General features: G+C 65.2%; 16 protein-coding genes. 7 read left to right on the forward strand and 9 right to left on the reverse strand.

Features of this window, described 5'->3' with window-relative positions; translation table 11 throughout:
- Positions 1-5: 5 nt before the first annotated feature.
- Positions 6-302, reverse strand: coding sequence for an antibiotic biosynthesis monooxygenase family protein (locus tag R5H30_RS08500; protein ID WP_318327794.1), 297 nt, complete (start codon positions 300-302; stop codon positions 6-8).
- Between the two features lie 145 nt (positions 303-447).
- Here R5H30_RS08500 and R5H30_RS08505 point away from each other — a divergent pair, with 145 nt between their 5' ends.
- Positions 448-1062 (forward strand): glutathione S-transferase family protein, encoded by a 615-nt coding sequence (locus R5H30_RS08505; protein ID WP_318327796.1) that lies wholly within the window; start codon positions 448-450, stop codon positions 1060-1062.
- A gap of 1 nt (position 1063) precedes the next feature.
- Here the strand turns inward: R5H30_RS08505 and R5H30_RS08510 are convergent, their stop codons facing one another.
- Positions 1064-1666 carry an alpha-ketoglutarate-dependent dioxygenase AlkB gene (locus tag R5H30_RS08510; protein ID WP_318327797.1) on the reverse strand — a complete coding sequence of 201 codons (603 nt, stop codon included), beginning with the start codon at positions 1664-1666 and terminating at the stop codon, positions 1064-1066.
- 210 nt (positions 1667-1876) lie between these two features.
- On the opposite strand from R5H30_RS08510, the gene dnaK reads away from it, so the two are divergent.
- The 3 genes from dnaK to radC all read left to right on the forward strand — a co-directional run bounded on the left by dnaK (position 1877) and on the right by radC (position 5868).
- Positions 1877-3793 carry a molecular chaperone DnaK gene (gene dnaK, locus R5H30_RS08515; protein WP_318327799.1) on the forward strand — a complete coding sequence of 639 codons (1917 nt, stop codon included), beginning with the start codon at positions 1877-1879 and terminating at the stop codon, positions 3791-3793.
- A 77-nt stretch (positions 3794-3870) separates the two neighbouring features.
- Positions 3871-5022 (forward strand): molecular chaperone DnaJ, encoded by a 1152-nt coding sequence (gene dnaJ / locus R5H30_RS08520; RefSeq protein WP_318327800.1) that lies wholly within the window; start codon positions 3871-3873, stop codon positions 5020-5022.
- Between the two features lie 84 nt (positions 5023-5106).
- Positions 5107-5868 carry a RadC family protein gene (gene radC, locus R5H30_RS08525; protein WP_318327801.1) on the forward strand — a complete coding sequence of 254 codons (762 nt, stop codon included), beginning with the start codon at positions 5107-5109 and terminating at the stop codon, positions 5866-5868.
- 3 nt (positions 5869-5871) lie between these two features.
- On the opposite strand, the gene R5H30_RS08530 is transcribed toward radC, so the two are convergent.
- From R5H30_RS08530 to secA, 3 genes are all read right to left on the reverse strand, one after another.
- The gene (locus tag R5H30_RS08530; protein WP_318327802.1) at positions 5872-7431 is read right to left on the reverse strand and encodes a phosphate ABC transporter substrate-binding/OmpA family protein; all 1560 of its coding nucleotides are present in this window, start codon (positions 7429-7431) and stop codon (positions 5872-5874) included.
- A 24-nt stretch (positions 7432-7455) separates the two neighbouring features.
- Positions 7456-8358 carry a hypothetical protein gene (locus R5H30_RS08535; RefSeq protein WP_318327803.1) on the reverse strand — a complete coding sequence of 301 codons (903 nt, stop codon included), beginning with the start codon at positions 8356-8358 and terminating at the stop codon, positions 7456-7458.
- Positions 8359-8586: 228 nt separating this feature from the next.
- Positions 8587-11298, reverse strand: a complete 2712-nt coding sequence (gene secA, locus R5H30_RS08540) for a preprotein translocase subunit SecA (protein ID WP_318327805.1) — start codon at positions 11296-11298, stop codon at positions 8587-8589.
- A gap of 171 nt (positions 11299-11469) precedes the next feature.
- Between secA and R5H30_RS08545 the strand changes: the two genes are divergently transcribed.
- Genes R5H30_RS08545 through mutT form a run of 3 tightly spaced genes read left to right on the forward strand, consistent with a single transcriptional unit; the run spans position 11470 to position 13977 of the window.
- Positions 11470-12336, forward strand: a complete 867-nt coding sequence (locus R5H30_RS08545; RefSeq protein ID WP_318327807.1) for a peptidylprolyl isomerase — start codon at positions 11470-11472, stop codon at positions 12334-12336.
- Positions 12337-12341: 5 nt separating this feature from the next.
- Positions 12342-13568 (forward strand): bifunctional glutamate N-acetyltransferase/amino-acid acetyltransferase ArgJ, encoded by a 1227-nt coding sequence (gene argJ / locus R5H30_RS08550; RefSeq protein ID WP_318327808.1) that lies wholly within the window; start codon positions 12342-12344, stop codon positions 13566-13568.
- A gap of 10 nt (positions 13569-13578) precedes the next feature.
- Positions 13579-13977: an 8-oxo-dGTP diphosphatase MutT gene (gene mutT, locus R5H30_RS08555; protein ID WP_318327809.1), complete on the forward strand. Its 399-nt coding sequence runs from the start codon at positions 13579-13581 to the stop codon at positions 13975-13977.
- 352 nt (positions 13978-14329) lie between these two features.
- Here the strand turns inward: mutT and infB are convergent, their stop codons facing one another.
- From infB to rimP, 4 genes are read right to left on the reverse strand one after another with little or no spacing between them, the layout of a single operon-like run.
- A complete protein-coding gene (infB, locus tag R5H30_RS08560; RefSeq protein WP_318327810.1) occupies positions 14330-16828 on the reverse strand; it encodes a translation initiation factor IF-2 in 2499 nt (832 codons plus the stop codon).
- 9 nt (positions 16829-16837) lie between these two features.
- Positions 16838-17458, reverse strand: a complete 621-nt coding sequence (locus tag R5H30_RS08565) for an RNA-binding protein (RefSeq protein WP_318327811.1) — start codon at positions 17456-17458, stop codon at positions 16838-16840.
- A 22-nt stretch (positions 17459-17480) separates the two neighbouring features.
- A complete protein-coding gene (gene nusA, locus R5H30_RS08570) occupies positions 17481-19097 on the reverse strand; it encodes a transcription termination factor NusA (protein WP_318327812.1) in 1617 nt (538 codons plus the stop codon).
- Positions 19097-19678, reverse strand: coding sequence for a ribosome maturation factor RimP (gene rimP, locus R5H30_RS08575; RefSeq protein ID WP_318327813.1), 582 nt, complete (start codon positions 19676-19678; stop codon positions 19097-19099). The genes nusA and rimP overlap by 1 nt, the downstream gene beginning before the upstream one ends.
- Positions 19679-19730 lie beyond the last annotated feature (52 nt).

Raw genomic sequence — 19730 nt, forward strand, 5'->3', positions numbered from 1 at the left:
GCCAGTCAGGCCTCGACGAGGTCGTAATGGCGGATCGAGCGGCTTTCGGCCAACTCGGCCTCGGCCGGGTCGACATGCGGGGACGAGATGTCTTCGCCCACGAAACGCTTGAGCGCGGCAAGGCTCTCCCAGACCATGACGAAGGCGAAATCGCGCGGGGCGTCCGCACGGGCGGCGCCGGGCAGTATCGTGCGCAGCCCTTCGGTCCGTTTCATGAGCGGGATCGCAGTTTCATGGAAGAACCGCGCAAAGTCCGCCTCCTTGCCCGGTCGCGCTGTCACCTGGAAGATCCGCATGATCATGGCTGTCTCCTTGTCCTCAGAGCGCGCTCCCGGCGCGCCGTGGTATCTTAGCACACCGGATTGTGGCAGGTTCGGCGCTCCAGACATGTTCTGTCAGGGGCTTCGGCTAGGAAATCCCGTGCAACACGCAGACAAGAGGTCATCCATGCTCACGCTCTACCATGCCCCCCACAGCCGCTCGACACGCATCGTGCGGCTGCTTTACGAGATGAGCGTCGAGGACGAGGTCGAGATCCGGAGGGTCGAGGTGCCGCGCGCGGACGGCAGCGGGCGGGTCGATCCGCAGAACCCGCATCCCGAGGGCAAGGTGCCGGTGCTGGTCCACGACGGCGCGCTGATCTGGGAATCCAATGCCATCATTCTCTACCTGACCGATCTCTTCCCCAAGTCCGGTCTCGGGCCGGCGGTGGGCGCAGCCGACCGCGGCGCCTATCTGAGCTGGCTCGCCTACTATGGCAATGTCGTCGAACCGGTGCTGATCCACACGATGACCGGCCTCCAGCATCCGGTGCTGCAGGCCAGTTTCCGCGGCATGACCGAACTGACGAGCCGAATTTCAGGCGCCTTGCAGGACCGGCCGTATCTGCTGGGCGAGGCGTTCAGCGCCGCCGACCTTCTGGTGACGTCGCCGTTCGTCTGGATGCCGGACGCAACGCCTGACGACTCGGCGATCCGCGACTGGGTCCGGCGTTGCTCGGAGCGTCCGGCGCAGGAGCGGGTGGCCGAATATGACGGCGCCCTGTCGGCGGACACGGCTTAGGCTACTGCGAGACGCGCAGGGTCAGGTTGATCCGCCCTCCGCGGTCAAGCAGCGTCGAAGAGCCGAACCGGATGCGGTCGATGCCGTGATGGGCAAGGCGCGCGTCACCGCCCATCACGACGACATCGCCCGAGGACAGCCAGATCGATTCGGTCGCGTCGCGGCGGTCGGTGCCGCCCATGCGGAACAGCGCCTGATCCCCCAGGGAAACGGAAACCACGGGCCAGCGGAAATCCGCTTCGTCGCGATCCTGGTGCAGTCCCATGCGCGCGCCCTCGCCGTACCAGTTCACGAGACACGAATCCGGGTCCGGCGCGCCGGGTGCGAGATCTTGCCAGATCGCCCGGACCTCGGCGGGAAGCTGCGGCCAGGCCGTGCCGTCGGGGTGCCGTGGCGCGTAGCGATAGCCCTTGCGATCCGAAATCCAGCCGAAACTCCCTGCCGAGGTCATGCGCACCGACATCTTCTGCCCGCGCCGGGTCTCGGGCGTGAAAAACGGCGCCGCGCGCGCAACCCCGCGGACCGCGGCAACCAGCGCCTGCTGCGCCGGCACGTCGAGGTAGCCGACATGGATCTCGAAGCCTTTCACGCGCAGCGGCGGCATGCGGCGGACCTTTCGTGCAAATCGCCCGAATACGGGCGAAAGAATCCGGTTTGCGACCGCATGGCAATGGTTGCAGGCCGCTTTTGCCCTCCCTATATACCCTGCGAACCGCGGGGAAGCGTTGCGCTTTCCCGACCATCAAGAACGGGGCAGAGGCGCCGGAACGGGCCTGCTCTCCGTGTCATCGCCTTGAACTATGAGGGATCTAAAATGGCCAAAGTAATTGGTATCGACCTGGGAACCACCAACAGCTGCGTCGCCATCATGGACGGCAGCCAGCCGCGCGTGATCGAGAATGCCGAAGGCGCGCGCACCACGCCGTCGATCGTCGCCTTCACGGACGACGAGCGGCTTGTCGGACAGCCAGCCAAGCGGCAGGCCGTCACCAACCCCGAAGCGACGATCTTTGCCGTCAAGCGCCTGATCGGCCGCCGCACCTCGGACCCCGAGGTGACGAAGGACCAGAAGATCGTCCCCTACAACATCATCGACGGCGGCAACGGCGACGCCTGGGTGGAAGCCAAGGGCGAAAAGTATTCGCCGAGCCAGATCTCGGCCTTCATCCTCGGCAAGATGAAGGAAACCGCCGAGAGCTATCTCGGCGAGGAAGTGACGCAGGCCGTCATCACCGTGCCCGCCTATTTCAACGATGCCCAGCGCCAGGCGACCAAAGACGCCGGCAAGATTGCCGGTCTTGAAGTGCTGCGCATCATCAACGAGCCGACCGCTGCTGCGCTGGCCTACGGTCTGGACAAGAAAGAGTCGAAGACGATCGCGGTCTATGACCTTGGTGGTGGTACCTTCGACGTCACCATCCTCGAGATCGACGATGGCCTCTTCGAAGTGAAGTCGACCAATGGCGACACCTTCCTCGGTGGCGAAGACTTCGACATGCGCATCGTGAACTACCTCGCCGAGGAGTTCAAAAAGGAGAACGGCGTCGACCTGACCGGCGACAAGATGGCTCTGCAGCGTCTCAAGGAAGCTGCCGAAAAGGCGAAGATCGAGCTGTCCTCGTCGAGCCAGACCGAGATCAACCAGCCGTTCATCTCGATGGGCTCGAACGGCCAGCCGTTGCACATGGTTATGAAGCTGACCCGCTCGAAGCTCGAAAGCCTCGTTGGCGACCTGATCAAGAAGTCGATGGACCCGTGCAAGGCCGCCCTCAAGGATGCCGGCATCTCGGCATCGGACGTCGATGAGGTCGTTCTCGTCGGCGGCATGACCCGCATGCCGAAGGTGGTCGAGGAAGTGACCAAGTTCTTTGGCAAAGAGCCGCACAAGGGCGTGAACCCGGACGAGGTCGTGGCCATGGGCGCCGCCATCCAGGCCGGTGTTTTGCAGGGTGACGTCAAGGACGTCGTGCTGCTCGACGTGACGCCTCTGAGCCTGGGCATCGAGACGCTGGGTGGCGTGTTCACACGCCTCATCGACCGCAACACGACGATCCCGACCAAGAAGAGCCAGATCTTTTCGACCGCCGAGGACAACCAGAACGCCGTGACCATCCGCGTCTTCCAGGGTGAGCGCGAGATGGCGTCGGACAACAAGCTTCTGGGCGCTTTCAACCTCGAGAACATCCCGCCGGCCCCGCGCGGTATGCCGCAGATCGAAGTGACCTTCGACATCGACGCCAACGGCATCGTGTCGGTGGGCGCGATGGACAAGGGCACCGGCAAGGAGCAGAAGATCACGATCCAGGCGTCGGGCGGTCTGACCGACGACGACATCGAACGTATGGTCAAGGACGCCGAGGAGAACGCCGAGGCCGACAAGAACCGCCGCGAACTCGTCGAGGCGAAGAATCAGGCCGAAAGCCTCGTGCATTCGACCGAGAAATCGCTCGAGGAGCACTCGGACAAGGTCGACCCGTCCACGGTCGAGGCGATTGAACTGGCCATCGCGGCGCTCAAGGACGAGATGGAAAGCGACAACGCCGACAAGATCAAGGCGGGCATCCAGAACGTCACCGAGGCGGCCATGAAGCTGGGCGAGGCGATCTACAAGGCCTCGCAGGACAGCGGCGAAGAAGCCCCGACCGAGGCCGACGCACCGCGGAGCGGAGACGATGACGACATCGTCGACGCCGACTTCGAAGATCTCGGCGACGACAACAAGCGCGCGTGATCCGCGAAACCCGGAACCACTGACAGGGCCGGTCCCAAGCGGGCCGGCCCATCACGTTCCAAGAGGGGAAGAACAAGATGTCCAAACGCGATTTCTACGACGTCCTCGGGGTGCAGAAGGGCGCCACGCCCGACGAGATCAAGAAGGCCTACCGGACCAAGGCGAAAGAGCTTCACCCGGACCGCAACAAGGACAACCCGAAGGCCGAGGCGCAGTTCAAGGAAGCCAACGAAGCCTACGAGGTTCTCAAGGACGCCGAAAAAAAGGCGGCTTATGACCGCTTCGGTCATGCGGCCTTCGACGGCGGCATGGGCGCCGGCGCACGGCCGGGCGGCGGCTTTGGCGGTGGCGGCCCGCAGGGCGACTTTTCCAGCGCCTTTTCAGACGTTTTCGACGACCTCTTCGGTGATTTCATGGGCGGCCAGCGCGGCGGCCGTCGCGCGGCGCGCGGGTCGGACCTGCGCTACAACCTGCGCGTCACGCTCGAAGAGGCCTTCAACGGGCTGCAAAAGACCATCAACGTGCCGACATCGATTGCCTGCGGATCCTGCAACGGCTCCGGCGCCGAGGGCGGCGTCGAGCCGACAAGCTGCCCGACCTGTTCGGGCATGGGCAAGGTGCGTGCGCAGCAAGGCTTTTTCACGGTCGAGCGGACCTGCCCGACCTGTTCGGGTCTCGGACAGATCATCAAGAACCCCTGTCATACCTGCAAGGGCGCCGGCCGGGTCGAGAAGGACCGGGCGCTGAGCGTCAACATTCCCGCCGGCGTCGAGACCGGCACCCGCATCCGGCTTGCCGGCGAGGGCGAGGCCGGCATGCGTGGCGGCCCGTCGGGGGATCTCTACATCTTCATCGACGTGCGCGAGCATGACCTTTTCACCCGTGACGGCACGAACCTTTACTGCCGCGTGCCGGTTTCGATGGCAAAGGCCGCCTTGGGCGGCAGCATCGAAGTTCCCACGATCGACGGCGGGCGCGGGCGCGTGCAGATCCCCGCGGGCAGCCAGTCGGGCCGGCAGATGCGTCTGCGCGGCAAGGGCATGCCGGCGCTGCGCGGCGGTGGGCATGGCGACATGTTCATCGAACTGGCCGTCGAGACCCCGGTGAACCTGACCTCGCGCCAGAAGGAATTGCTGGCCGAGTTCGAGGATCTGTCCGAGAACAACAATCCCGAGACTTCGAGCTTCTTTTCCTCGGTCAAGAACTTCTGGGATTCGATGAAAGGGTAGGGCGCGCCACTCCGTGCGCCCGCACAACCTCAGATCGCAACCGCGTTAACCGCCGCGCAACCATCCCGGCGCAATTATCGCGGGATGAACACACCACCCGACAGTTTCGGGGAAGCCCCGCTTCCCTTCCTTTCCGACGAGGCCGCTGCAGTGGCGGTCCCGAAGGGCCGCCTGCCTTCCTACATCTCGGACCATCGCCGGCGTCTACGGCAGAGGTTCATGGAGGGCGGCGCCTCGGCGCTGCCGGATTACGAACTGCTGGAACTGGTGCTTTTCCGCGCCATCCCGCGGCGCGACGTCAAGCCGCTGGCCCATGCGTTGTTGCAGCGCTTCGGGGATTTCAACCGCGTGATCACGGCCAATCCCGCGCGATTACGGGACCTTTCCGGCGTCGGCGAGGCCGTGGTGACCGAGCTCAAGATCGTCGAGGCCGCGGCACACCGCATGGCGCGCGCCCGGATCATGAAACAGCAGGTCCTGTCGAGCTGGGATGCGCTGCTGGATTATTGCCACACCACCATGGCCCATCGCGAGACCGAGCAGTTCCGGGTGTTCTACCTCGACCGCAAGAACGTGCTGATCGCCGACGAGGCGCAGGCCAGCGGCACCGTCGACCACGTTCCGGTCTACCCGCGCGAGATTGCCAAGCGCGCATTGGAACTGAACGCGAGCGCGCTGATTCTCGTTCACAACCACCCCTCGGGCGATCCCTCGCCCTCGCAGGCGGACATCTCGATGACCGGCCAGATCGACGGCGCCTGCAAGGCGCTTGGTCTGACCCTTCATGACCACATCATCGTCGGCAGATCGCGTGAGATCAGCTTTCGCGCGCAAGGCTACATCTGACGCCTAGCGCAGCCAGACCTCGACCCGGCGGTTCGCCTGCCGGCCCCAGGCCGAGTCATCGCAGGCCATCGGCAAGGCCTCTCCGAAGGCGTCAACGTCCAGTGTCACCCGTTCGAGGTTGGCGGTCTCGGCGGCGATGGTGACCGCGCGGCGCACCGCCTCGGCCCGGCGCAGGGCGATGTCGCGGTTGGCCCCGGACGCGCCGTCGCCGTCGCTGAAGCCGACGAACAGCAGCCGCCGCGTGTCGTACTGCCCCTGTTCGAGCGCCCGGGCCAGCTGCTGCACGTTCGAGCGCGATTGCGCGTCGAGCCGGATCGAACCCGCCTCGAACCGAAATGAGATCGTGAGGCGCGCCATCGGCGACAGGGTCGCGACCATGCGCTGCAATTCCCCGAGCGTGACCTCGGCCCCGGCCGCGGCGATTGCGTTGACGAACCGGTCGCCCTGGTCGTCGACCGGAACCTCCTCGGGGGCCTGGTCGACGAACCCGGCGCGCCGGATCACGTTCTGCGCTGCCAGCCCGCGGGTGTAGGCCAGGAACTCGCGCCCCACTTTCGGAAGCCGCCGCGCAGGCAGGTAGAGAAACATCGGTGCGGTCAGAGGGTAGTCCTCGGTCTTGATGCTGCGACGCGAGGCTCGCAGCGTCCGGCCGCAACTTCCGGTCAGCACCACGGCCTGCGCGTCCTCGATCTCGGCATAGCTGGCCAGCCCGATCGCGAAGGGATCGTCGGCCACCGCGCGGGATATCTCGGCGCCGCGCATGTGGACCGTGGCCTCGGCGGACATCTCGAGTCCCGCCGGATCGAGCAGCCGGTCGCCGACCGCCTGACCAAGTCCCGTGCCGGGGTCGGGCGCGTGCAGGGTGATCGGCGCATCCGGACCGCCAAGCGCGGACCAGTTGGCGATCCGACCGGCATAGACTTCCGCAAGATCCTGCGCCGAGATCGCGCGCACCGGGTTGTTCGGAGCCACGATCGGAACGATCGCATCGAGCGCCAGAACCCGGCTGCGGTTGGCACCTGTCAGATCGCCCATCCCGGCCTCGCGCGCGCGGTTGCGTTCGTCGGTGCGAATTTCGCGCAGCGCCATCACCATGTCGGCCTCGTTGGCCAGCAGGTCCGCAAACCCCTCGTCGGTCGTCGTCACCCGGAACCGGATCCGCGCCGCGAGCTTCCCGGTCTCCTCATCGGTGAGAAGGTAGGTGAAATAGGCGTCGCTCTCGGCCTCGCGGTCGGTCCGGTAGCCGTTGCGCAATCCGAAGCCCTCGACCAGCGCCGGCATCAGCACCGCGCCCATCGTGGCCGAACCGGATACCGCGATCTCGGCCACGAAGTCCTGCAGGTCGGGGCAACCCGGCCCGTCGCACAGCACCCCAGACCCGTCGAGCGTCAGCTCGCCGTACTCGGTTTCGACCCGGTAGAACTCGCCGTCGAAGCCCAGAAGCGTTCCGCTCAGTTCGACGCTGCCGTCACGCGAGGTCAGCGTCACGTCCTGCGCGGCGGCGCGGCACGCGACGGATGAAACGAAAAGTGCGGCGAATCCCGCCGCACGCCAAAACTGCATTGTCCGTCGGCCCCGGTCCCGAAATTATCTCGCCGCGACTGTCAGGTCTTGGGGCGGATATTTCAACACCAGAAAGTCGCCGATGGCGTCGCATCCCGGAACCGACAGGGTGACGTCGGTGGTGACGAGCTTCGACGCCGCATCGAGTGACAGTACGCGGGCGTCGATCTCGCGACCGCAGTTCAACCCGCTGATCTCGGCCTCGAGCGACAGTTCGAACGGGTCCGTGTCGCCCTGCAAGGCGCGCGGGAAGGTGTAGACGTCGGCGCGATACCCGTCCGCACCGCCGCCATTTCCGAGGCTGACCATGAAGCCGCCGGTTCGTTGCGTCACCGCCTCGATGCCGCGCCGGGCACCCGACCAGACATGACCCTCTGCGCCATATTCCGCGCCGAATTCGCGCGCATGCAGCTCGAGCCCGTCAGCCGTGGTGGTCAGGAGCACGGTGCGCCGGTAGAGCGGCAGGCTTTCGACCGAGGTCGTAACGCTCAGGGTCTTGCCCGCGGGGATGGCGGCCTCGAAGGTCGCCGACGCGCGAAGTGCCGGGACCATGACGAGGGCGCGCCCGTCTTCGCCGACCATTTCCGAGAACACCAGGCCGGCGTGCGAAAACAGCACCTCGGCGCCCGGGCTGCAGGGTGCCACCAGCGTCAGTTCCACCATCGCGGCGGCAACCGGTGTCGCGGTGAAGCCGGTCGCGCAAGCCTCGGCAACCGGAGAATCGGGCAGGTTCGGGGCAGGCAGCCCGCTTTCGGGCGCACTGGGAGAGTTGATGCGGGAATCGACGGTTGTGCTGATAGCGACCGGATCGACCTCGGCAGACGTCAGGGTGATGTCGCTGACCTTGAGGGCCGCGCTCGGTGTCCCGGTGATCGCGAAAGCCGACCTGACGACCGCGGTGCGCGCGGGTTTCGGCAGGAATTCCACCTCATCTTCAATGGGTTGGGCGTGACCGTATCGTTCTCGGGCGGCATCTCCACTTTGCATGATGAAGCCGATGCCAAGCGCACAGGTCAGTGTGCCCAAGGCCGTCAAAAACTCTTTTCGGTACGACATTCCACTCGCCCTACATGCTTCCCACATGTGGTTAATGAAAGGAAAACCCGGCAGAGTTGTGGCAAGCAACCATTTTTTTGCGACGAGATCGCGGCGCCCTCAGACCAGCCGGCCGTGGCAATGCTTGAACTTCTTGCCGGAGCCGCAGGGACAGGGCTCGTTGCGGCCGGGATTGCCCCAGGTCGACGGGTCGTTCTCGTCGAAAACCGTTTCGGCCTGCGGCGTATCGCCATGCTCTGCCGCGACCTTCTGCTCGGCGCGCTCGGCGGCTTCCTGCATCTGCGCCTGTTGCGCGCGGATCTGCTCGACCATCGCGCGTTGCTCATCCTCGGTCATCGGCCGGATCTGCGCAAGCTTCTGGGTCACGTCCTCGCGCAGGCTGTCCAGCATCGATTCGAAAAGCTGGAAGGCCTCGTTCTTGTACTCGTTCAGCGGGTCACGCTGGGCATAGCCACGGAAACCGACGACCGAGCGCAGGTGTTCGAGCGTCAGCAGATGCTCGCGCCACTTGCCGTCGATCGACTGCAACAGAAGCTGCTTTTCGATGTTGCGCATGTTCTCGGAGCCGAACGCCTCGGCCTTCTCGGCCATGAACGTGTCCGAAGCCTCGTTCAGCCGTTCGCGGATCACCTCGTCGTCAGCGCCATCCTCGTCGACCCATTCGAGTACCGGAACGTCGATGCCAAGCTGGGTGATCGCCGCCGCATAAAGACCCTCGCCATCCCATTGGTCGGCGTAGGTGTTGGGCGGCAGGAACCGGTCGATCATGTCCTCGATGACCTGGTGGCGCATGTCGGTCGTGATCTCGCTGAGGTCCGAGGCCTCCATGATCTCGCGGCGCTGGCCAAAAATCACCTTGCGCTGCTCGTTCATCACGTCGTCGAACTTCAGCAGCTGCTTGCGGATATCGAAGTTGCGGCCCTCGACCTTGGCCTGCGCGCGCTCCAGCGACTTGTTGACCCACGGGTGAACGATCGCCTCGCCTTCCTGCAGGCCAAGCGTCTTGAGCACCTTGTCGAGCCGCTCGGACCCGAAGATCCGCATCAGGTCGTCCTCGAGGCTGAGGTAGAAGGCCGAGCGTCCGGGGTCGCCCTGCCGGCCCGAACGGCCACGCAGCTGGTTGTCGATCCGCCGGCTTTCATGGCGTTCCGAGGCGATCACGTAGAGACCGCCGGCCTCGATCACCTTCGCCTTCTCGTCGGCGTGCTCGGCCTCGATGCGGCTGCGCAGCGCCTCGGGGTCGGCGTCCGGGTCGCTGGCGATGGCGTCGAGCACCTGCAGGTCGACGTTGCCGCCAAGCTGGATGTCGGTGCCGCGCCCGGCCATGTTGGTCGCGATGGTCACGGCGCCGAACTTGCCGGCATCGGCGACGATCTGCGCCTCTTTCTCGTGCTGGCGTGCGTTCAGGACGTTGTGCGGAATGCCGGCGGCCTTCATCATCTGGCTCAGCATCTCGGATTTCTCGATCGAGGTAGTCCCGACAAGCACCGGCTGGCCGCGCTCGTTGGCCTTCTTGATCTCTTCGATCATTGCCTCGTACTTTTCGCGCGCGGTACGATAAACTTGGTCGTCCTCGTCGGCACGGGCGACCGGCTTGTTGGTCGGAACCTCGACCACGCCAAGCCCGTAGATCTCGCGGAATTCCTCGGCCTCGGTCGAGGCGGTACCGGTCATCCCGGCAAGCTTGTCGTAGAGGCGGAAGTAATTCTGGAAGGTCACCGAGGCGAGGGTCACGTTCTCGGGCTTGATCTCGACGTCTTCCTTGGCCTCGATGGCCTGGTGCAGCCCGTCCGACAGGCGCCGGCCCGGCATCATCCGACCCGTGAATTCGTCGATCAGCATCACCTCGCCGTCGCGCACGATGTAGTCCTTGTCGCGCTGGAACAGCTTGTGCGCGCGCAGGCCCTGGTTGACATGGTGCACGACCGTCGTGCTTTCCGGATCGTAGAGCGACTGGTCCTCCTCGAGCAGGCCACGGCGGCGCAGCTCGGCCTCGAGAAACTCGTTGCCCTCGTCGGTGAAGGTCACATTGCGGGTCTTTTCGTCGAGCGAAAAGTGGTCGTCCTGCAGCACCGGAATCACGGTGTCGACGGTCCGGTAGAGGTCCGAGCGGTCGTCGGAGGGCCCGGAGATGATGAGCGGCGTGCGCGCCTCGTCGATCAGGATGCTGTCGACCTCGTCCACGATGGCGAAGTTGTGTTGCTTCTGGAAGATCTGGCTCAGTTCCGAGCGCATGTTGTCGCGCAGGTAATCGAAGCCAAGCTCGTTGTTGGTGGCGTAGGTGATATCGCTTTCGTAGGCGGTGCGCTTTTCATCCTCGGGCATCTGCGAATAGGCGACGCCGGTGGTCAGGCCCAGCGTTCCAAAGACCTTGCCCATCCACGCCGCGTCGCGCTTGGCGAGGTATTCGTTGACGGTGACGATATGTACGCCCTTGCCAGTCAGCGCATTCAGGTAGGCCGCGAAGGTCGCGGTCAGAGTCTTGCCTTCGCCGGTCTTCTGCTCGGCGATGTTGCCGCCGTGCAGGAACACCGCGCCCATCAGCTGGGTGTCGAAGGCGCGCAGGCCCAGCGCCCGGCGCGCGGCTTCGCGGCAGTTCGCAAAAGCCTCGGGCAGGATGCTGTCCAGCGCTTCGCCGTCCTTGGCGCGCCGACGGAATTCCTCGGTCTTTTCCTTCAGGCCGTCGTCGCTGAGCTTTTCGAACTCAGGCTCGAGATCGTTGATCTGCGCGATCAGCGGGAGGGTCGCCTTGATCTTGCGGTCGTTGGGGGTTCCAAAGACCTTCTTGGCGAGTGTTCCGATACCCAGCATGCGTTCTCCAGCCGATAATGTGATCTGATGGCCTGACGGCTTGCCCGTGGTCGGCACAGCCCATAGATATGTGGCAGACGGCGGCCACCGCCGCGCCCACAGGGCGATGTAAGGGGCGCGCCAAACAGTGTCAATGTCGTGCCACGCCGCGACGTATACATAGGACCTATCATGCAGAACCTTCGCAACTTCCTGGCCGGTACGGCCATTGCAACCGCGCTTGCCATGCCGGCACACGCCCAGCAGGACGACGCGGCCGAGACCACCGCCAGCGCCGACACCGTCGTCGCAACGGTCAACGGGACGGACATCACGATCGGCCACATGATCGCGGCCCGAGCCACGCTGCCGGCACAGTACCAGCAGGTCCCGCCCGATGCGCTGTTCGGCGGCATCCTCGAGCAGCTGATCCAGCAGCAGGCCTTGGCCGATACCTTCACCGGCGACCTGCCCAACAGTGCCGCCGTCGCGCTGGAGAACGAGAACCGCTCGGTTCGCGCCAGCATCGCGATCCAGGAGATGGTCGGCGACACCATGCCCGAGGAAGAAATCAAGGCGGCTTATGACGAACGCGTTGCCGGCATGGAAGAGCAGGAGGAATTCAACGCCTCCCACATTCTCGTCGAGACCGAGGAAGAGGCGCAGGCGATCCGCGAGGAGATCAACGGCGGGGCCGAGTTTGCCGCGGTCGCACGCGAGAAGTCGACCGGCCCGTCCGGCCCCAACGGCGGCGAGCTGGGCTGGTTCGGTGCCGGGCAGATGGTGCCCGAGTTCGAAACCGCGGCCTTCGCGCTCGAACCTGGCGAAGTCTCCGAGCCGGTTCAGACCCAGTTCGGCTGGCATGTCATCAAGCTCAACGAAAAGCGCAACGCCTCCGTCCCGACGCTCGAGGACATGCGCGAGGAGCTCAACACCGAGCTGATGCGCGCGGCCGTCAACGCAAAGATCGAGGAAACCGCCACGGCGGCGGAAGTCGAGCGCGCCGACGTGAGCGGGATCGACCCCACGGTTCTCAACAACCTCGAACTGCTGGACTGACGCGTATGGCGAAGACCCTCGCCGTCTCGCCGCTGGCGCCCGAGCGGTTTCCCGAGCTTCCGGTCATCGACGGCGTGCGCTTTGCCACCGTCGCGGCCGGGGTCCGGTACTCGGGCCGCACCGACGTGATGCTGGCGCAGCTTGATCCCGGCACCGCGATTGCGGGGGTCTTCACGCGCTCCGAGACCCGCTCGGCGCCGGTGCTCGACTGCCAGTCGAAACTCGGCGGCGATCCGGCGGACGGCGCCGCGATCCTCGTCAATTCCGGTAACTCGAACGCCTTCACCGGCAAGAACGGGATCGCTGCGGTCGAGGCCATAACCGCGGCCGCGGCGACCGCCTGCGGCGTGCCCGAAGCGCGGGTCTTCACCGCCTCGACCGGCGTTATCGGAGAACCGCTGCCGCACGAACGCATCACGGCGAAACTGCAGGAGCTGGTCGACGGGCTGAGCACCGCCGGGATCGAGTCCGCGGCCCGCGCGATCATGACCACCGACACCTATCCCAAGGGTGCCGCGGCGCAGATCGAAGTCTCGGGTCGGACGGTCTCGATCGCCGGCATCGCGAAGGGCTCGGGGATGATCGCGCCGGATATGGCGACGATGCTGGTCTATATCTTCACCGATGCCGTCTGCGATCAGGCCGCCTTGCAGGCAATGGTCTCGGCGGCCAGCGCGCGGACCTTCAACTGCATCACGGTCGACAGCGACACCTCGACCTCGGACAGCCTGATCGTCGCCGCGACCGGCGCGTCGGAAGCGGACGTCTCGGGCAACGCCGACTTCGCCGAAGCGCTGGAGGCGGTGATGCTGGACCTCGCGCATCAGGTCGTGCGCGACGGCGAAGGCGCCACGAAATTCGTCGAGATCACGGTGACCGGCGCCGCCAGCGACGGCGACGCCCGCACGCACGGGATGTCCATCGCCAACTCGCCGCTGGTCAAGACCGCCATCGCCGGCGAGGATCCCAACTGGGGCCGGGTGGTTATGGCCGTCGGCAAATCCGGCGCGCCGGCGGATCGCGACAAGCTGGCGATCCGCTTCGGCGACGTCGTGGTGGCCGAGGCGGGCTGGGTCAGCCCGCAATACGTCGAAGCCGATGCCGCGGCACACATGAAGGGCCAGGACATACGTATCGCGGTCGATCTCGGCATCGGCGACGGCGCGGCGACGGTCTGGACCTGCGACCTGACCCACGGCTACATCGACATCAACGCCGATTACAGGTCGTGACGGCGCGCGCATGAAGATCGTTTTGGTGTCCGCCGTGGCGCTCATCGACATCGACGGGCGCGTGCTTCTGGCGCAGCGTCCGGAAGGCAAGTCGATGGCGGGGCTCTGGGAGTTTCCCGGCGGCAAGGTCGAGGCCGGTGAAACCCCGGAAGCAGCGCTGATCCGCGAGCTCGAAGAGGAACTGGGCATCAGCACCTGGGCGTCCTGCCTCGCGCCGCTGACCTTCGCCAGCCACGCCTATGGCGATTTCCACCTTCTGATGCCGCTCTTCGCCTGCCGAAAGTGGGAAGGAGCCCCTATGTCGCGTGAAGGTCAGGCGCTGAAATGGGTGCGCCCGCAGAACCTGCGCGATTATCCGATGCCGCCCGCCGATCTGCCGCTCATTCCCGTCCTGCGGGATTGGCTCTAGTTCACAGACCGGAAAATCCGCGAAATATTGCCGATCCGTGACCAATCCTCGCGAATTCGTGAATTTGTTTATGACATATTGACGAAGTTTGACTATGCAGAGGCCATGTCATGATCCTGGGGAGGAAACGACGTGCTTCGCACCATTACCGTCGGTAGTGCCGTGTCGATCCAAGGTGTCTTTGTCCGGAGTTTGCCGGACGGGCGCATCGCGGTCAGGGTGGACAACACCGTCTACGCGGGAAGTCCGGTCCAAAAAGCCGCCTGACATCTGGTCGACCGCGAGGCAAGACAGCAAGAAGGGGACAGATCCGTCTGTCCCCTTTTTCAATTTCATTGCAACGGTAGAAGTGTCACGCGAGCGTCCGCGTGACCTCCTCGCGCTCGAAGATCTCGATGACGTCGCCGTCGCGGATGTCGTCGTAGTTCTCGAAAGCCATGCCGCATTCCTGGCCCGACTGGACCTCGGGAACTTCGTCCTTGAAGCGCTTGAGCGTCTTCAGCGTGCCTTCATGGATCACCACGTCGTCGCGCAGCAGGCGCACACCTGCAGAGCGTCGCGCCACGCCTTCGGTAACGAGGCAACCGGCGACCTTGCCGACACCCGTGACCTTGAAGACTTCCTTGATCGTCGCATAACCGATGAAGTTCTCGCGGATCTCGGCGCTGAGCAGGCCGGAGGCGGCCGCCTTCACGTCGTCCACGAGGTCGTAGATCACCGAGTAGTAACGGATCTCGACACCCTTCTGGTTCGCGGTGTTGCGCGCGGACGCATTGGCACGAACGTTGAAGCCCATGATCGGCGCGTTCGAGGCCTCGGCGAGGCCGACATCGGTTTCGGTGATCGCGCCGACACCGTAGTGCAGCACGCGCACGCGGACTTCGTCGTTGCCGATCTTCTCCATCGCCTGAACGATGGCCTCGGCAGAGCCCTGCACGTCGGCTTTCACCACGATCGGCAGTTCGCTGACGTTCTCGTCCGCCTTGGCATTCGCCATCAGCTGTTCGAGCGTCGTCGCGGCACCGGCAGCGGCGCGCTTGTCCTTGGCCTGCTGCTCGCGGTAGGCCGCGATCTCGCGGGCCTGCGCCTCGGTCTCGGTCACGTTCAGAACGTCACCGGCCTCGGGCGTGCCGTTGAGGCCGAGTACCTCGACAGGAACCGACGGTCCCGCTTCCTTGACGCGATCGCCCTTGTCGTTGATGAGCGCACGAACCTTGCCGTACTGCTCGCCCACGACGAAGATATCGCCCTGACGCAGGGTACCATTCTGGACCAGGACGGTCGCAACGGGGCCGCGACCCACGTCGAGTTGTGCCTCGATCACCGCGCCCTGGGCCGCCCGGTCCGGGTTGGCCTTCAGTTCGAGGATCTCGGCCTGAAGCGCGATTGCCTCGAGCAGTTCATCCAGCCCCTGGCCGGTCGCGGCCGAGACTTCCACGTCCTGCACGTCGCCGGACATCTTCTCGACGATCACTTCCTGCTGCAGCAGGTCGGTGCGCACCTTGTCGGGGTTCGCCGCCGGCTTGTCGACCTTGTTGATCGCCACGATCATCGGGACACCGGCCGCCTTGGCGTGGTTAATGGCCTCGATGGTCTGCGGCATCACCGCGTCATCCGCGGCCACCACCAGCACGACGATATCCGTCACCTGCGCCCCGCGCGAGCGCATGGAGGTGAACGCGGCGTGGCCCGGCGTGTCGAGGAAGGTCAGCACCTGCCCGCCATCGGTCTTCACCTGGTAGGCGCCGATGTGCTGGGTGATACCGCCAGCCTCGCCCGCGACGACCTTGGCGTTGCGGATCGCGTCCAGAAGCGACGTCTTGCCGTGGTCGACGTGACCCATGATCGTGATGACCGGCGGACGGTCCTGCAGGTCTTCCGGCGCGTCCTCGACTTCCTTGATGACGTCCTCGACGTCCGAGTCCGATACGCGAACGACCTTGTGGCCGAATTCCTCGATGATGAGTTCGGCCGTATCGGCGTCGATGCTCTGGTTCTGGGTGACCATCATGCCGTTCTGCATCAGCGCCTTGACGACTTCACCGACGCGCTCGGCCATGCGGTTGGCCAGTTCCGAGACCATGATCGCCTCGGGAAGCTGCACCTCGCGCACGACCTTCTCGCGCTCGACCGGGCCGCCCATCGCCTTCTGGCGTGCGCGCTCCTGCTTGCGCTTCATCGCGGCCATCGACCGCTGGCGGCCGCCTTCGCCACCGGCCAGAGCCTGGTTGACGGTCAGCTTGCCCGAGCGACGGTTGGCGTCGCCGCTACCCTTGCCGCGCTTGTTCTGCTGGTCGCGGTCGCGGTCCGGAGCCTGGCTCTTGCCGCGCCCGGCGTCGCCCTGCTTGGGGCCACCCTGGCGTGCGGCGGCCGGTTCCTCGACGACCGGTGCCGCGGCGGCGGCCTTCGCGGCCTCCTCGGCCTCGCGCTTGCGGCGCTCGTCCTCTTCCGCCTTGGCGCGCAGGCTTTCCTCGCGCTCGCGCTCTTCGCGCTCCTTGGCTTCCTGTTCGGCCCGGCGACGCTCACGCTCTTCGGCGCGCGCGCGCTCCTCGGCCTCGCGCTCGGCAGCCTCCTCGCTCTCGCGTGCCTTGGCGGCCTGAACCGCCTTCAGACGACGCTCCATCTCGGCATCCGAGATACCTGCGGGCCGCTTTGCGGGATTGCCCATCGGAGCGGATGACGACCCTGCACCAGGCTTGCTCGCAGCACCCGGCTTGGGCACCACGACGCGCTTGCGCTTGGTTTCAACAACGACGTTCTTGGTCCGCCCGTGGCTGAAGCTCTGCTTCACGTTGCCCGGACGCGCGCCTGTGCGCAGACCCAATGGTTTCTTGCCGTCAGTATCGCTCATAAAGCTCGTCTATCCTTCCGGATGGCCCTTGCCACCCTCGTTTCCGCGCACGCCTCTCAGTCTTCGGGCTTCCTCTACAACACGTTGCGTGAGTCCACCAGAGGCGAGCGCCCCATGTATCACAGTTTGGCGACCGAATGCCAAACCCAATTCATCCGCGGTCAGCCAGCCGATGAACGTGCCGAAATGCGGCGTGCTCAGCTTCGATTTTCCGCGTCCCGATCCGTCGCTGGCCTGGATGAGAACCTGCGCCTCTTCCATCTGCAGCCAGCTCTTGACCTTCTCGTATCCGGCCACCGCCTTGCCCGCCTTGCGCTGCAGCGAGATCAGCTCGACCACGCGCCGCGCCAACTGGCGTTCAACCTCGTCCGGCAGCGTTTCATCCGCCTTCAGGGCCCGTTTCGCAGAGCGCGAGAACAGCCCCTTCTTTACCGCCGTCGCGATCGCTTCGCGATCCGCCGACACGTAGAGTCCGCGCCCCGGAAGCCGGCCGAGAATGTCCGGCACGACTTCGCCTTCGGGTCCCGCAACAAAGCGGATCAGCCCGTCCTTGGGCTGAACCGCACCGGTCGCGATGCACTTGCGGTCCGGACCGTCGCCGCGGTCCTTGGTTGCGCCGCCCCGGCCCATTCGGAACTCCCGAGACCCGCGATCAGGCCTCGGCCTCCTCGGTCGCTTCGCCGTCCTCGGCCTCTTCCTCGGCTTCGAGGTCGGCGGGGTCGACCCAGCCCAGCATGATCCGCGCGGTCATGATGAGATCCTGCGCCTCTTCCAGCGAGACATCGAAAGGTTCGAGAACACCATCGTCCTTGACACGCTCACCGTCGACCGTGGTCCAGCCGCCGGCCAGTTCCCAGTCGGCGCAGGTCGCGAAGTCTTCCAGCGTCTTCACGCCATCCTTGGCAAGCGCTTCGATCATCTGGGGTGTCAGGCCCTCGAATTCAACCAGGCTATCCTCGACACCCATCTCGCGGGCATTGTCGAGCGCGGCCTTGTTGATCGCCTCGAGCACGTCACGCGCCCGCGCCTGAAGCTCGTTCGCGGTTTCCTCGTCGACGCCGTCGATGACCAGAAGCTCGTCGAGTTCGACATAGGCCACCTCTTCGAGGTTGGTGAAGCCTTCCGACACCAGAAGCTGCGCGAAGAACTCGTCGAGGTCGAGCTGCTCCATGAAGAGCTTGGTACGGGCCTCGAACTCGGCCTGGCGGCGGGCGCTTTCCTGTTCCTCGGTCATGATGTCGATGTCGAGACCGGTCAGCTGGCTGGCAAGCCGCACGTTCTGACCACGACGCCCGATGGCGAGGCTCAGCTGCTCTTCGGGCACCACCACCTCGATCTTGCCGGCCTCCTCGTCGAGAACCACCTTGCTGACCTCGGCGGGCTGCAGCGCGTTCACCAGGAACGTCGGCTGGTCCTCGTTCCACGGGATGATGTCGATCTTTTCGCCCTGAAGCTCGTTCACCACCGCCTGAACGCGGCTGCCGCGCATGCCGACGCAGGCGCCGACCGGGTCGATCGAGTTGTCATAGGAGATCACCGCGATCTTCGCGCGGCTGCCGGGATCGCGGGCCACGGCCTTGATCTCGATGATGCCGTCGTAGATTTCCGGCACTTCCATCTTGAAGAGCTCGGCCATGAACTCGGGCGCGGTGCGGCTGAGGAAGATCTGCGGGCCGCGCTGCTCGCGGCGCACGTCCTTGATGTAGACCCGGATGCGGTCGTTCGGGCGATAGCTTTCGCGGCCGATCTTCTCGTTGCGGCGCAGGATCGCCTCGCCGGCCCCCACGTCGACGATGACGTTGCCGTATTCCTCGCGCTTGACCATGCCGTTGATGATCGTGCCCGCGCGGTCCTTGAATTCCTCGTACTGGCGGTCGCGCTCGGCCTCGCGCACCTTCTGCAGGATCACCTGCTTGGCCGACTGCGCCGCGATCCGGCCCATTTCGACCGGCGGAACCTCTTCGACGAAGGTGTCCCCGACTTTGGGGTCCTCCATGTACTGCTTGGCCTGCTCGACGGTGAATTCCGCCTGGTAGTTCTCGAGTTCCTCATCCTCGACCACGGTGCGCACGCGGGTAAAGGTCGCGCGGCCGGTCTTGCGGTCGATCGACACGCGGATGTCCATCTCCGCCCCGTAGCGCGACTTCGCGGCGCGGGCGAGCGACTCTTCCATCGCCTCGACCACGAGGCCCGGGTCGATCATCTTCTCGCGCGCGACGGCTTCTGCGGTCTGCAGAAGCTCCAGCTGGTTTGCGGATGTGATTGCCATCAGTCGTTTTCCTCTACAGCAGACTCGTCGGTCTGGATCTCGTCGAATTTGGTCTCGTCCAGCGCGCCCGAGGCCTTGCGCTGGCGCAGCATTTCCTTGATCAGCTCGTCGGTCAGAACGAGCTTGGCCTCGCTGAGCCACTCGAAGCGCAGCCCGATCGTGCCCTCGGTCACGTTGATCAGCACCTCGTCGCCCTCGACGCCGGCCAACTCACCCTTGAAGCGCCGCCGCCCGTCGATCGTCTCGGCGGTTTCGAGCTTGGCCTCGTAGCCCTCGAAGGCCTCGAAGTCCTTCAGCCGCGTCAGCGGGCGGTCGATGCCGGGGCTCGAGACTTCGAGCGTGTACTCATCGAGGATCGGATCCTCGACATCGAGCACCGCGCTCACCGCTTGGCTGATCATGGCGCAGTCGTCGACCTCGATCCCGCCCTCCGGTTTGTCGGCCATGATCTGCAGCGTCGTGGTCTTGCCCGACATCAGCCGGATGCGCACGAGTTCAAAGCCGAGATCCTCGATCACGGGCGTGACGATCTCGGCCAGTCGGCGATCCATTGCGGCTTTGGCGATTAGGTCGTTGCTCATGTCCCTGTCCGGTCTGACGCACCTGTCTCAAGGCACAAAAAAACGGGCGCGC

It is taken from the genome of Roseobacter sp. FCG-D35, from assembly GCF_033436665.1.
Taxonomy (GTDB): Bacteria; Pseudomonadota; Alphaproteobacteria; order Rhodobacterales; family Rhodobacteraceae; genus JAWQFO01.